Here is a 13,932-nt window from a genome sequence, read left to right on the forward strand (position 1 = left end):
ATGCTGAACTGTCTGTTATTCCGGCAAACGCCAGCCTGACAGCCGCTGTGAACGCGGTGTGATTACAGTTAACGACAAAAAATGGCATAATTGCGTTATATAACAGAAACCGGACTCTCTGGTACAGAACGCAGGATACTGATTCTTCCATGACCCAACTTCCGCAATTTACCCGTGAACTGCTTCATCCGCGCTACTGGCTCACCTGGCTGGGCATTGGATTTTTATACGTGCTGGTCTTACTTCCCTACCCGCTTTTGTATGCATTTGGCTGCAGTCTGGGACGTATTGCTATGCGTTTTATGAAACGACGCACAGAGGTTGCCCGACGCAATCTGGCGCTCTGCTTTCCTGATATGCCCGCCAGCGACCGCGAGGCGATGGTTAAACATAACTTTGAATCAGTCGGAATGGGGCTGATTGAAACCGGTATGGCCTGGTTCTGGCCCGACTGGCGTATTCGCAAATGGGTTAAGCCGGAAGGACTGGAGAATGTGACGCAGGCGCTGGCAGAGAAGCGCGGAATTCTGCTGATCGGCATGCATTTTCTGACCCTTGAGCTGGGGGCTCGCGTGTTTGGCATGTACAACCCGGGTATTGGTGTTTATCGTCCGAACGATAACCGACTGCTCGACTGGCTGCAGACCTGGGGCCGGATGCGCTCCAATAAAAGTATGCTGGATCGCAAAGATCTCAAAGGCATGATCCGGGCGCTCAAAAATAATGACATCATCTGGTACGCGCCGGATCACGATTACGGCCCGCGCAGCAGCGTGTTTGCGCCTTTCTTTGCCGTCAAAGAGGCCGCCACAACGACCGGAACCCATATGCTGATTCGCCTGGCTAATCCCAGCGTGGTGCCTTTTCTGGCGCGTCGTCTGCCGGACGGACGCGGCTACGAGCTGAAACTGATGCCGGATATTCGCCATCAGTTCTCACTGGAGAGTGAGCTGGATACGGCAACGGTAATGAACCGCGTGGTTGAAGAGACCGTGTTGCTCGCGCCTGAGCAATATATGTGGCTGCACCGCCGCTTTAAAACCCGCCCGGAAGGCCAGCCGTCGCGTTACTGAAGCAGCATAGCGTTCAGGCTATCAGCCCTGTCTCTGATAGCCTGAACCGCACCTGATATGTCCATCAGATCCAGCGTTATATCCGGTTTTGTCTTAAAAGCATTAACTCCGGTAACAGGTTACGTGGCCGAGCCGGGCTGCTTTAACGCGCATTACCAGACAGACTCCCGTCCCATCTCTTGTTTCTGCGCCAGACTTATCAATTAAAAGAGTGCAATCTGGTCCTGATCATCTATAATTCCAGGCCTAATCCTATTTATTTTTTTCAAAATCGTTTGACTTACTTATCAATGCAGAAAAATTGACTTATTTTACAATGCGTTGTCGATAAAACAGGCTGCTTATTCCATATCATTGCTTTAAAAGTTTTTTTAATTACTTTATTACGCTGGTTCACTCTGCTGATTCCGGTTAATTTCGTTTGCAACAGTTAACCAATTAGCTGTTCTCAGAAAAATAAAAAAGATTACACACAGCAAATCTCATGCAGGACAAAATAATATGAACAAAGGTCATTATTATTACGTTACGATCGGTACCGATCAGGAAGGCTATCATCTGCTGCATCGCAAAGAGTGCAAACGGATGCCGCTTAAAGAAGATATGGTGTTTATCGGCACCCTTTATAATCTGAATCAGGCGCTGGCCACCGCGCGTATTAACTTTAAGAAAGTGAAACCGTGTATCAAATGCTGTATTCGTTACTCTGCACCGGTGATGCGCGAAACTGTCCGGCCGGTCCTGCACTTCCCGCAAAAAATGCTCTGAAGCGTACGGGCAGGTGATTTTTCCCTCACCTGCCCGTACTGCTCGCCTCCCTGACTGCGTTCTGCAAATTTTCGTCTATCCTTCTGTAAAATCCCCTTTTTACAGTCAAGGAGTCATTGATGGATCTGTTCAGCACTTTAGAAGAAGCAATTGAAGCCGCACGCGAAGAGTTTATGACCAGCCAGCAGGGTGTGTCTGAAGAGGATGTCAACGTCAGCCAGTTTGGTCTGCAGAAATATGTTATGCAGGATGGCGACATCATGTGGCAGGCAGAGTTCTTTGCAAACGAAGATGAACAGGGTGACTGCCTGCCGCTGCTGAGTGGTGAAGCAGCACAGGCGGTATTTGACGGCAATTTTGATGAAATTGAGATGCGTCAGGAGTGGCAGTCTGAAAACACCCTGCATGAGTGGGATGATGGTGAATTTCAGCTAGCACCACAGCGCGATCTCGAAGAGGGCGAAGTGGCCGCAGAAGAGTGGGAAGACGACAACACCGATTCAGATAATCTGGCGTAATCTCACTCATAAGGCCCATGCTGCGCGTCAACCGGCAACAGCAGCGTGTCCACTATCAGCGACAGCGGCAGATCGAGAATGGTGACGATGCGCCACGGGCCGTCGCGGACATCCCACTGCACGCCGGGATAATAGTGGTTGCCGTGCCCCTGTCCGGGCACGGTACGGCTGATGATGCTGCCGCACCCGCTCAGTATCAGCACACTGCCTGAGAGTACGACTGCCAGAACGCTTTTCACATCGCTTATCCTCACTGATTGAACTGCCACTATACCTGCCCTGCCCGACTTTAGCACCGGCAATAAAAAAGCGGCATCGCTGCCGCTTTTCTTATTTTACTGCTGTTCAGACACGCGGTGGCAGTGCCTGCGGATTCAGCGTCAGCTTCTGATAACTCTCCAGCCACTGATGATACTTATCCGCGTTTTCCCACAGCCGGGTATGCACACGCGCCAGAACCACAGGATCGCTAATCAGCTGCAAACGCTGTTCACGATTCAGTTTTTCCGGTGCATCGCTCAGCGCCTGATCCACGTGCCGATCGCGCGCGTGATCCAGCAGCGTACTCTGTTTATGACGCGACGTGGCCAGCGCGGTCGCCAGCGCATTGAACGCCGGGTTAAACAGCGCATGCATAAAGCCATGCTTCAGCGCCCGCTCGCGGTTGATCTGCAGATAGTGGTCTGTATCAACCAGCTCTTTTGGCGGCTCATACTCTTCCGGGATCAGGAACAGTTTCGCACGCCGGCTTTTCAGCCCCACGGTTGCACGACTCGACATCACTGAAACAAACGGCGACAGGATCAGCGAGAAGACAATCGGTGCCAGCCACCACAGGAAGTTAAGGTCCAGCACGCCCATGCCTGCGGCCCAGACAATGCCAAGCAGCATCTGCGAGCCGTGGCGGCGAAACGCTTCACTCCAGGGAGTGGCATCATCATCACGCTGCGGCGAATTCCAGACCACTTCCCAGCCCAGGAACGCGCTGACCACAAACACGGTGTGGAACAGCATACGCACCGGCGCCAGCAGCACCGAGAACAGCATTTCCAGCATCAGCGAAATGAACAGACGCAGCGCGCCGCCATAAGCCTTAGCTCCTTTGCACCAGATTAGCACCACGCTCAGCAGCTTCGGCAGGAACAGCAGCACCAGCGTGGTGGAAAAGAGCGCAATGGCCAGATCGGGACGCCATTGCGGCCAGACCGGGAAGAGCTGACGGGGTTGCAGGAAGTAGGTCGGCTCCATCAGGGTATGGACCACCTGCAAGGCGGTGGAAAGCGCAAGGAACATAAACCAGAGCGGCGCTGAAAGATAAGACATCACGCCGGTCAGGAAGACGGCACGGTGCACCGGGTGCATACCTTTGACCAGGAACAGACGGAAGTTCATCAGGTTACCGTGACACCAGCGACGGTCGCGCTTCAGCTCATCCAGCAGGTTAGGCGGCAGCTCTTCATAAGAACCCGGCAGATCGTAAGCGATCCAGACGCCCCAGCCGGCACGGCGCATCAGCGCAGCTTCAACAAAGTCATGCGACAGAATTGATCCGGCAAATGAGCCTTCGCCCGGCAGCGGCGCCAGCGCACAGTGCTCAATAAAGGGCTGCACGCGAATAATGGCGTTATGTCCCCAGTAGTGCGATTCGCCCAGCTGCCAGAAGTGCAGCCCTGCGGTAAACAGCGGCCCGTAAACGCGGGTGGCAAACTGCTGGCAGCGCGCATAGAGCGTATCCATACCCGATGCTTTTGGCGAAGACTGGATAATCCCGGCGTTCGGGTTCGCTTCCATCATGCGTACCAGACCGGTCAGACACTCACCGCTCATTACGCTGTCAGCATCCAGCACCACCATGTAGCTGTAGTTGCTGCCCCAGCGGCGACAGAAGTCATCGATGTTGCCGCTTTTACGCTTCACGCGGCGGCGGCGGCGACGGTAAAAAATCTTGCCCGCTCCGCCCACGTCGCGAACCAGCTCCATCCACGCTTTTTGCTCGGCAATCGCAATATCTGCATCGTAGCTGTCGCTGAGAATGTAAACATCAAAATGCTCAGCATTCCCGGTGCGCTTTACCGATTCCCATGTCGCGCGCAGTCCGGCAAAGACACGCTCCACATCCTCGTTACAGATAGGCATGATAAGCGCGGTACGGTGCGCAGGATCCAGCGGCTCATCACCCGTGGTGGAGTAAGAGATACTGTATTTATCGCGTCCGATCAGCAGCTGCAGGAAGCCCATCAGCGCTGTCCAGAAGCCGGCTGATACCCAGCAGAACAGAATCGCAAACAGAAACAGAATACCGGTTTGCAGAATATAAGGCAGGACCAGCTTAACCGACTCGACCCAGTTCTGCTGAAACTGCCCGACAGGATCGAGCAGGGTCCAGCCCTGATAAGGCAGAATGGTTTTCATATACCAGGTTGCCACCACGGTCTGCGCGATGGTCAGGATCAGCAGCGTATAGCGGCGCATTGAACCGACATGACGCCACTTATCCTCAGCGCGCTGCTCTTCTGCCGTAGCGTAACGCGGGTGCGTTTTCTGCCCGCGCAGAGAGTTCCATGCGCGCGCCAGCGGATTGGTACGCCAGGCTTCCGGGAACATCAGCGAGCGCTTAACCGGCGGCATCGCTTTTAACGTCGTGCGATCGAGATAATCTTTACTGAACTGCTGGCCATCCGCAACCGCATCCGGCCACGTCATCGCTATACGTGATGAAACGGACTTCAGCGGTGCGTCGTCAGGCCGGTCGCTGGCGGCATTATCCTGCCCCAGCACTGTGTGAATAGCGTGGAAAGCGGGCGCATTTTGCAGCGATGTGCTGAGTCGCGCGCGACCTGCCGCATCAAGCGGCAGCGCCTCCACATAAGATTGAGGTAAAAAAGTCGATTTATTCATTGGCAGGTAACTGATAGCTCCAGGTTTCCGTCAATGTCTTGTCACCGCTTACCAGCGCGGCGCGCATTTCGGTTGATTGCTTGCTGTCTTTCACGCGCAGACGCAGCACCAGACGCCAGCCTTTGGTCACCGGATTGTAGCGTACGCTCTGCTCAACCACTTCGGCGTTATCACCAACGCTGACCTGCGGCGCGACCTGCGTATCCTCCGGCAGCATGCTCATCGCTTTACCGGTGAAATCAACGGTAAAGGCGATAGAACCGTCAGGCTGACGAACCAGATTAGACTGTTTCACATCACCCGCAGAACGCAGAGTATCTTTAACCCAGGCAACGTCATCCTGGTGCAGCTGGTTTTCATCACGGGTGAAGTGCAGACGATAGTTGAAATGCATCTCTTTGCCCGCGTCAGGCAGTTTTTCTGGTGTCCAGAAGGCAACGATGTTGTCATTGGTCTCATCTGCGGTCGGGATCTCAACCAGCTCAACGCGACCTTTACCCCAGTCACCCTGCGGTTCAACCCAGGCGCTTGGGCGCATGTCATAGCGATCGTCCAGATCCTGGTAGTGGCTGAAATCGCGTCCGCGCTGCAGCAGACCAAAACCTTTCGGGTTTTCAATGGTAAACGTGCTGACCGCCAGATGACGTGGATTGTTCAGCGGACGCCAGATCCATTCGCCGTTTCCGGCGTGAATCGAGAGACCACTGGAGTCGTGCAGCTCCTGACGGAAATTGCTGACCGGGGAAGGCTGATTCGCACCAAACAGGAACATACTGGTCAGCGGTGCCACGCCCAGTTTACCCACGTTGTCGCGCAGATAGACTTTAGACTGCACATCGACCACCGAGGCTTTGCCTGGCTTCAGTACAAAACGGTATGCGCCCGCAGCGCGAGGTGAATCAAGCAGTGCGTAAATGACCAGCTGCTTCGCCTGAGGTTTCGGGCGTTCGATCCAGAACTCTTTAAAGCGCGGGAACTCTTCGCCAGAGGGCAGCGCGGTATCAATCGCCAGACCGCGCGCTGAAAGACCATATACCTGGTCTTGCCCGATTACGCGGAAGTAGCTGGCACCAAGGAAGCTGCTGATCTCATCCTGCTTGCCTTTGTTATTCAGCGGATAGAGCACCTTGAATCCGGCAAAGCCGAGATTTTTTACTGCGTCAGCGTCATGTTTGACGTTGCCGAAATTGAAATAGGCCGGATCGTATTTGATTTCACGCACCGAGGAGGCAGTGACTTCATTGATCTTCACCGGTGTGTCGAAATACATCCCCTGATGGTAAAACTCGAGCTTAAACGGCGTACGCAGTTTGCCCCAGTATGCCTTGTCGTGGTTAAACTGGATCTGCTGATAATCCGCAAATTTCATTTCACGAAATTGAGAGGGTAAATTACTTTTTGGCGCTTCAAAACCTTTGTCTGCCAGTGCCTTAGCCTGTTTTGCCACATCATCAATGTTAAACGCCCAGCTATTATTTGCGTACAGCGCCAGCAGTACTGCTGCGCTGGTCCAGCGCATCTTCACCAGCCCGCTATTATTTTTCACTTTATTTAGCACATCCCCCCCTTTCGTGTGCTCAGATCAAACCCACTCATCTTAATGGATTATTCGGTTTTCCGACAGCTTATGTAAAACATTGTTCCGCGCAGCGCCAAGCCTCCAGAGCACTTTTCGGAATATTAAACCCGGCGGTTTAAGAAACAGAATCAACTGATAGTATAGGCTGTTAACCGGCAACAGAATGTTCTGCTGCACGATCTGGTTTCAGGGTGAAACCAGCCTGTATAGGATGAACCGGAAGCTTATGAGCGCTGTAAAACCTGAACGCGAATATTTTCTCGACTCGATTCGAGCTTACCTGATGCTACTGGGGGTGCCGTTTCACGTCTCGCTGATCTACTCGACACAGCGCTGGTCCGTAAACAGTCAGGATGCCACGCTGTGGCTGACCCTTTTCAACGATTTCATCCATGCATTTCGCATGCAGGTGTTTTTTGTTATCTCCGGCTATTTTTCCTACATGCTTTATCTGCGCTATCAGCCGGCTCGCTGGCTCAGGGTCAGGCTGGAACGCGTGGGTATTCCGCTGCTCGCGGCTGTGCCGCTGATTACGCTGCCGCAGTTCTTCTTACTGAAATATCTCACTCATAAACTTGATGGCTGGGATCGCTTTTCAGCGTATGACAAATATAACGCCCTGGTATGGGATCTGATCTCGCACCTCTGGTTTCTGCTGGTGCTGGTGATCCTGACGGCGCTGGGAATGCTGACGTTTCGCTGGCTGCACAACCAGCGAAGCACGCGTGACTATCAGCAGACAGGCTGGGGCAGCGTGACGCTGGCACTGCTGGGCTATGCGTTACTGTGGTGCGTGCTGCGCCGCACGCTGCTGCTGCTGACGCCGGGCATCATGATGGATGGACTCTTTACCATTGCGGTCATGCAGACGCTGACGTATCTGCCGTTCTTTATGCTGGGCGCGCTGAGCTGGAAACATCCGCCGCTGAAGGCGCTGTTTGTGCGGTTCAACCCGCTGATCTGCTTTGGCACCGTGCCGGTCTTTATCGCCTATTACCTGAACCAGCGTTATGGCAACGGCGACGGCTGGCTTTATGAGACCGATATGCTGCTCTCAACGCTGATGGGCGTATGCATGCTGAATGTCTGCTATAGCGTCGGGCACCGCCTGCTGAACAGCCACTCTCCCCGCATCGTTTATCTGGTAAACGCCTCGTTGTTTATCTATCTCGTCCATCATCCGCTTACCATTCTGTATGGGATATATGTGACGCCACACATCAGCAATAATACGCTGGGTTTCTTTGCCGGGCTGATAATGGTATTTGCGGCAGCCTTTGCGCTGTATGAAATCCACCTGCGTATTCCGCTGCTGCGCTTTCTGTTTTCCGGTAAAAAAGCCGCGCAGAAAGGATGATACTGCACCGGCGGCGCGTCTCAGCGCGCCGCTACAGCAGCCACTCTACCGGCAGCCGCCACACCAGCCGCACCAGCAGTCGCTGCAGCAGCGTCGACTGCGGTTCATGTTTATGTACCACTTCTGCGCCCTGCTCATCCTGTTCTATCCAGTTAACGCGGCCCCACTTGTCCAGCCGCAGCGTCCAGGCACGATGCTGCATGCCGCGACTGAAGCGCTGATGCGTCTGGCGCGCCAGGGTTTCGCTCTCAATCACCAGTCCCATTTCGGTGTTGAGTACCGCTGAGCGGGGATCAAAATTAAAAGAGCCCACAAACACTTTGCGTTGATCAACGGTGAACGTTTTCGCATGCAGGCTGGAGCCAGAGTTACCCGTCAGTCCGCGATCGTGCGGCGGGTCGCCGGCGTGTGCCTGAGGTTTCAGCTCATACAGCGCAATACCGTGGCGCAGCAGCTTTTTTCGCCAGCGTGCATATCCGGCATGCACCACGGTGACATCATTAGCGGCCAGTGAGTTTGTCAGCACGGCGATACGTACGCCGCGCCGGCGTAGTGACAATAGCTGTGCGACGCCGGCGCGGGTCGGTACAAAATAGGCTGAGATAATATCGAACTGCTGCTGCGGCGTGCCAATTACCTCCAGCATCCGCTGCGGCAGCAGGCTGCTACGCCTGGCTTTGCCCAGCCCTTTTCGCGGGTCGTCGCTTAGCAGGCGTGCCTGTGCCCAGGTCATCTCCAGCGCGCCCTGCTCCAGCTGGCTGACAAAGGTAGAGTGGTCAAGGCGTGCCAGATAACGCTGCACTGCCTCACTCTGCTGCCATTCCGGCGGCAGGCGCACCGCTTCGCCCTCATCGCTGCGTACGTCCACTACGCTGCGTAACGGCGATACCGCCTGACTATGCCAGTAGCGCTCAAAATCCGCTGTGACCTCATCGACAACCGGCCCGATGGCCAGCACGTCGAGGTCGGTAAACAGCGGCTCATTGCCGGTGCCAAAGTATTCATCACCAACGTTGCGCCCTCCCACCAGCGTTGCGGCGCCATCAACCGTGAGACTTTTATTGTGCATACGGCGATTCAGGCGGGCGAAGTCCGTCAGGTAGCCCAGCGCACGCAGCGTGCGGAAGGAAAACGGGTTAAACAGCCTTACTGCAATATTCGGATGACGATCCAGTTCCGCCAGCGTGTTATCCAGCCCTGGCGTATTATTATCATCCAGCAGTAAGCGCACCCTGATGCCGCGTCCGGCAGCATCCAGCAGCGCGCTGAACAGCAGGCGGCCGGACATGTCGTTATGCCAGATGTAATACTGCACATCGATAGTGTGTCGCGCCATGCTCATCAGCAGGTAACGCGCTGCAAACGCGTCCAATCCATCGTTAAGCGGATGGATGCCGCTCAGACCGGGATGCTGTGCGCACTGCTGCGCCACGCTTTGCCGTAACTCACCGCCCGCGGCCAACTGGCCGGGCAGCGCTGCTGCTTCGCTCATACTGGATCCCTGAATACGTAATCACGCTTATTATTGGCATTGTCGCTGTGGCAGGCAACCTGCACGGCTGATCGGCAGAGCCGGCTGCTAATTTAGTCTAGACTTAGCCCGTGGTTCTGCATCAGGCGTTTACCTGAGGAGTGAAATATGACCGCGTTACTGCCTCGTTATCAACCCCGGCTTTTTCGCAGTTTTTTTCAGGGCAGCTTTCCCTGCTCTACCGCCTGCCGCAGCGGTGGCCGCCGTCTGGATATGGTTGTCAGTAGCGGACACGATATGCTGCTGGACAAAGACTACGCCGCGCTGGCGCGGGAAGGCCTGCATACGGCACGTGATGGTGCGCGCTGGCATCTGATTGAAGCCACGCCTGGCCAGTACGACTGGCGCTCCTTTCTGCCGATGATCCACGCGGCCGCACGCCATAATATGCAGATTATCTGGGAACTGGCTCACTTTGGTTATCCGGCACATCTTGATATCTGGAAACCGGCGTTTGTTGAACACTTTGCCCGCTATGCACGCGCTATGGCACAGCTGATGCGCGATGAGGGCGTAGAGCAGCCTTTTTTTACCCCGATCAATCAAATCTCATTCTGGGCCTGGGCCGGTGCGGATGTTTCATGGCTCGATCCTTATGCCAGCGAGCGCGGACGCGATCTGAAGCGTCAGCTGGTGCGCGCCTCTCTGGCGGCCATGCACGCGATCCGCGACGTCTATCCTGAAGCACGCTTTGTGCTGACCGATCCGCTGGTACAAATCGCCGCAGATGCGGGTAAGCCAGAGAGTGCAGAGCATGCTGCCCGACAGCATGAGATGCAGTTTGAAGCGTGGGACTGGCTGGCAGGACGCGCTGAACCCGGACTCGGCGGACAGACGGACTTTCTCGATATACTGGGCCTGAACTACTATCCCGACAATCACTGGTTCTGGTCAGGTGATACTCTGCCCCCCGACCATCCGCAACATCAGCCTCTGCATCAGCTGCTGCTGGCGTGCTGGCAGCGTTATCAGCGTCCGCTGCTGCTGGCGGAAACGGGGGCTGAAGGCGAGGCGCGTGCGCCCTGGCTGCGGCACGTCAGTGCTGAAGCGCGGCTGGCACTGGCGCAGGGCGTTGCGCTGGAGGGAATTTCACTCTATCCCGTGGTGGAGTATCCGGCCTGGGCAGATGACCGCCGTTCGCCCGGCGCCCTGTTCGGGCTTGGCGATCCCAACGGTAACCGTACTCTCCATGAGGGACTGGCACTGGAGTTGCGCAGTCAGCAAATCAAATGGCAGCGTCAGGAGTGCTGAGCACGATGAGGTCCCGGCGCACAGGTTTTTGCGTCCTGCAGCGGGTCGACAGGCCGGCGTACATCGGTAAGCCAGGCCATGGTAACCAGAAAGATCACGCCAATCAGACAGGCGCAGAGTAAGCCGATAATAGCGATCAGTTTATCGTCGCGGGCGTCCATTTAGCACTCCTTGCGGGCGTTGCAGCTGCGTTGCAGGCGTTAGCTCATCCACAGAGTGAGCATCAGGACGAAGATTATAAGCGTTACCGAAGTGACCGCAAGAACCACAATGGCGAAGTGGGCATCGTCAAGCGGCTGACGATGAGACTCGTCGTGATCATCAGGTGGAGCCGGCAAACTCATGGAAACTCAATAGCATAAGCAGGATAAAGGCGGAATTGCGCATTGAGTGTAATAGAAAGTGATAAAGATTTCACGACTATTTCCCTGCGAAACAGATACCGTGCGTGACTTTATCACTCTCCCATTACTGCTAAAATCCCGCCTCAGGCAGCGTGCCAGCCGCCACCCAGCGCCCGATAGAGATCGATCTGTGCCTGCAGCAGATTGTTTTTCACTGAAACAATATTCAGTTGCGTGGTAAACAGCGTACGCTGCGCATCAAGCTCATCAAGATAAGAGGCATAACCATTCTGATAACGATTGCGGGCAATCCGATACGCTTCCGCCACAAACTCCTCCTGTTTTTGCAGTTCTGCCAGCTGTTCCTGATTACGGCGAATCGCATCCAGCGCGTCATCTGTTTCTGAGAAAGCGTTACGCACCGTTTTTTCATAGCTGTAGAGCGCCTGATTACGCGTCGCCATCTGCACATCAACCTGTGCCGTCAGCGCTTCGCGATTAAGCAAAGGCGCAAGGATGCTGCCACCCAGACTCCAGAGACGAAACGGATTATCCAGTAATGTATGCAGTTCACTGCTCTGCAGCGTGCCGCTGGCGGTGAGGTTAAGTGAAGGCAGCAGTCTGGCGCGTGCGGACGCCAGAGAGGCATCTGCCGCCAGCAGCGCACGCTGCGCCTGGACGATATCGGGACGCCGGTTCAGCAGCTGCGAGGGCAGCAGCGCGGGCAGCTTATGCGGCCGGATGTTATCAAAGCGATGACTGCGTGCGATCTCACGCGGGTTCATGCCCGCCAGTACGCTTAATGCGTTCTCCTGCTTTGCAATCTGATGCTGCAGCTGCGGAATTTGCGCGCTGGCCGTCTGGTACTCTGACTCCGCCTGCATCCACTCCAGTCGTGACGTGTAGCCGGTTTCAAACTGACGTCGGGCAAGCTGGCGGGAGTTTTCGCGGGTTGCCAGCGTCGCCTGCGTCACGCGCAGCTGCTCATCCAGGGCGGCGAGCGTGACATAACCTGATGCCACTGAGCTGGCCACCGTAAGCTCAGCCGCCGCCGCCGCCGCGCGCTGCGCCTCCAGCGTAGCCTCCGCCGCGCGTATGCTGTTACTGCGGCTGCCCCAGAGATCGACTTCATAATTAGCCTGAAGCAACCCCTGAAATATGGCGCTTTCATTAGGCTGGCCGGTTGCTGCCGAGAGCGAACGCTGTCGGCTGGCGGCCACCCCGGCCGAGATCACCGGAAAGTTATCGCCCTGCGCCGCGCGCACCTGTGCCCGATACTGATCGACACGCGACCGGGCAAGAAGAATATCGCTGTTATGTTCCAGTGCCTGACTGACCAGACGATTCAGATCGCTGTCGCCAAAAGTACGCCACCACGCGGCTTCCGGGGGTGCCTGTGGCCCGGTCTGGTCACGCCACTGCGCCGGGATCGGAAGCGATGCCGGGGCTTTTTCCACTTCAGTAGCACAACCGCTGAGCAGCAGTAGCGCAAGTGAGAGAGTTAACAGCGGCTTCACGGCGTCTCCTTCACCGGTTCTGCGGCAGTATCGATACTGACCTCCACTGACATGCCCGGGCGCAGCAGCTGCTGCTCCTCTGCATCAATGCTGATCCGTACCGGAATACGTTGCGCAATCTTCACAAAGTTTCCGGTGGCGTTGTCAGGTGAGATGGCACTGAATTCTGAGCCAGCCGCAGGGGAAATGAACTCTACCTGGCCACTGAAGCGCCGGCCATTAAGCGCATCAACGCTAAACGTCACCGGTAAGCCCGGACGAATATGCGCCAGCTGCGTCTCTTTAAAATTGGCAATCACCCACTTTTTATCCGGCACCACCGAGGTGAGACGCGTACCGGCGGTAACATAGGTTCCTTTGCGCACAGAGAGCTGCCCCAGCTGACCGCTGTCAGGGGCCATGATCCGGGTATTAGCAAGATCGATATTCGCCAGCTCCAGCGCCGCGCGGGCGTTAGTCACATCCGCTTCAAGCGAAGCACGATTCACCACCACCGTTTGCAGATTCTGTTGCGCCACGGCAACCTGCGCTTCGGCCTGTCGCATCTGCGCCTGCGCCTGCGCATCAGCTGCACGTGAGGCGTCACGCTCGCGCACCGAAAGCGACCCATCCGACGCCAGATTTTCTACCCGTTTTAAGTCAAGCCCGCTTTTCTGCCGCTGTGCCCGGGCATTTTCCAGCGCGGCTTTGTTACTGAGAATGGTCGCTTCAGCACTTTTCCGCTGCTGCTGATTATTCTTCAGTGCCGCCACTTTCATCTCCAGCTGCGCCTGTGCCTGATGCACACGCTGACGATAAATACGATCATCAATGGTCATCAGTAGCTCACCCCGGCTCACCGGCTGCAGATCCACGACCTCAACACCGGTCAGATAGCCGCTGACCTGCGGACTGATAAAGGTGATCTGGCCGCGTACATAAGCGTTTTCGGTGGTCTGCACGCTGCTGGTAAACGGCCAGAGCTGCCACGCATAAAGAATTACCAGCACACCCACAATCACAATGCCCGCGCCGGCAGCGATAGAAAGCGTGCGGCGGCGATGCGTGCGTTCGCGCTCAGCTACCTGCAGATCATCCTGTTGACTCATCTTTTCTC

The 13,932-nt window shown here is 55.7% G+C and carries 12 protein-coding genes; 5 read left to right on the forward strand and 7 right to left on the reverse strand.

The genetic code is table 11. From position 1 onward, the window contains the following. Positions 1–149: 149 nt before the first annotated feature. The 3 genes from BBA90_RS13640 to BBA90_RS13650 all read left to right on the forward strand — a co-directional run bounded on the left by BBA90_RS13640 (position 150) and on the right by BBA90_RS13650 (position 2,359). Positions 150–1,073: a Kdo(2)-lipid IV(A) acyltransferase gene (locus tag BBA90_RS13640; RefSeq protein WP_065649625.1), complete on the forward strand. Its 924-nt coding sequence runs from the start codon at positions 150–152 to the stop codon at positions 1,071–1,073. A gap of 501 nt (positions 1,074–1,574) precedes the next feature. Next, the gene (locus BBA90_RS13645; protein ID WP_065649626.1) at positions 1,575–1,841 is read left to right on the forward strand and encodes a hypothetical protein; all 267 of its coding nucleotides are present in this window, start codon (positions 1,575–1,577) and stop codon (positions 1,839–1,841) included. Between the two features lie 119 nt (positions 1,842–1,960). Then, positions 1,961–2,359 (forward strand): MysB family protein, encoded by a 399-nt coding sequence (locus BBA90_RS13650; protein WP_065649627.1) that lies wholly within the window; start codon positions 1,961–1,963, stop codon positions 2,357–2,359. 2 nt (positions 2,360–2,361) lie between these two features. On the opposite strand, the gene BBA90_RS13655 is transcribed toward BBA90_RS13650, so the two are convergent. The 3 genes from BBA90_RS13655 to BBA90_RS13665 form a co-directional block, all read right to left on the reverse strand. Beyond that, complete coding sequence (locus BBA90_RS13655) at positions 2,362–2,598, reverse strand: YceK/YidQ family lipoprotein (protein WP_065649628.1); 237 nt, start codon at positions 2,596–2,598, stop codon at positions 2,362–2,364. A gap of 106 nt (positions 2,599–2,704) precedes the next feature. After that, entirely contained in the window at positions 2,705–5,257 is a 2,553-nt protein-coding gene (gene mdoH, locus BBA90_RS13660; RefSeq protein ID WP_065649629.1) for a glucans biosynthesis glucosyltransferase MdoH, read from the reverse strand. Beyond that, entirely contained in the window at positions 5,250–6,785 is a 1,536-nt protein-coding gene (locus tag BBA90_RS13665; protein WP_206099914.1) for a glucan biosynthesis protein G, read from the reverse strand. Before BBA90_RS13665 ends, mdoH begins: the two co-directional genes overlap by 8 nt. Positions 6,786–7,062: 277 nt before the next feature. Between BBA90_RS13665 and mdoC the strand changes: the two genes are divergently transcribed. Beyond that, entirely contained in the window at positions 7,063–8,193 is a 1,131-nt protein-coding gene (gene mdoC, locus BBA90_RS13670) for a glucans biosynthesis protein MdoC (protein ID WP_065650484.1), read from the forward strand. Between the two features lie 31 nt (positions 8,194–8,224). Here mdoC and BBA90_RS13675 read toward each other — a convergent pair whose 3' ends face one another. Further along, on the reverse strand, positions 8,225–9,685 hold the full coding sequence (locus BBA90_RS13675) for a phospholipase D-like domain-containing protein (RefSeq protein ID WP_065649631.1): 1,461 nt from the start codon (positions 9,683–9,685) through the stop codon (positions 8,225–8,227). Between the two features lie 147 nt (positions 9,686–9,832). Between BBA90_RS13675 and BBA90_RS13680 the strand changes: the two genes are divergently transcribed. Beyond that, the gene (locus BBA90_RS13680; RefSeq protein WP_065649632.1) at positions 9,833–10,975 is read left to right on the forward strand and encodes a beta-glucosidase; all 1,143 of its coding nucleotides are present in this window, start codon (positions 9,833–9,835) and stop codon (positions 10,973–10,975) included. On the opposite strand, the gene BBA90_RS19375 is transcribed toward BBA90_RS13680, so the two are convergent. The 3 genes from BBA90_RS19375 to BBA90_RS13690 form a co-directional block, all read right to left on the reverse strand. Then, positions 10,963–11,136: a hypothetical protein gene (locus BBA90_RS19375; RefSeq protein WP_167350679.1), complete on the reverse strand. Its 174-nt coding sequence runs from the start codon at positions 11,134–11,136 to the stop codon at positions 10,963–10,965. The genes BBA90_RS13680 and BBA90_RS19375 overlap by 13 nt on opposite strands. A 326-nt stretch (positions 11,137–11,462) precedes the next feature. Next, the gene (locus BBA90_RS13685) at positions 11,463–12,836 is read right to left on the reverse strand and encodes an efflux transporter outer membrane subunit (RefSeq protein WP_065649633.1); all 1,374 of its coding nucleotides are present in this window, start codon (positions 12,834–12,836) and stop codon (positions 11,463–11,465) included. Beyond that, entirely contained in the window at positions 12,833–13,924 is a 1,092-nt protein-coding gene (locus BBA90_RS13690; RefSeq protein ID WP_065649634.1) for an HlyD family secretion protein, read from the reverse strand. Before BBA90_RS13690 ends, BBA90_RS13685 begins: the two co-directional genes overlap by 4 nt. Positions 13,925–13,932: the final 8 nt, after the last annotated feature.

The organism is Pantoea eucrina (assembly GCF_001691555.1).
Taxonomy (GTDB): domain Bacteria; phylum Pseudomonadota; class Gammaproteobacteria; order Enterobacterales; family Enterobacteriaceae; genus Pantoea; species Pantoea borealis.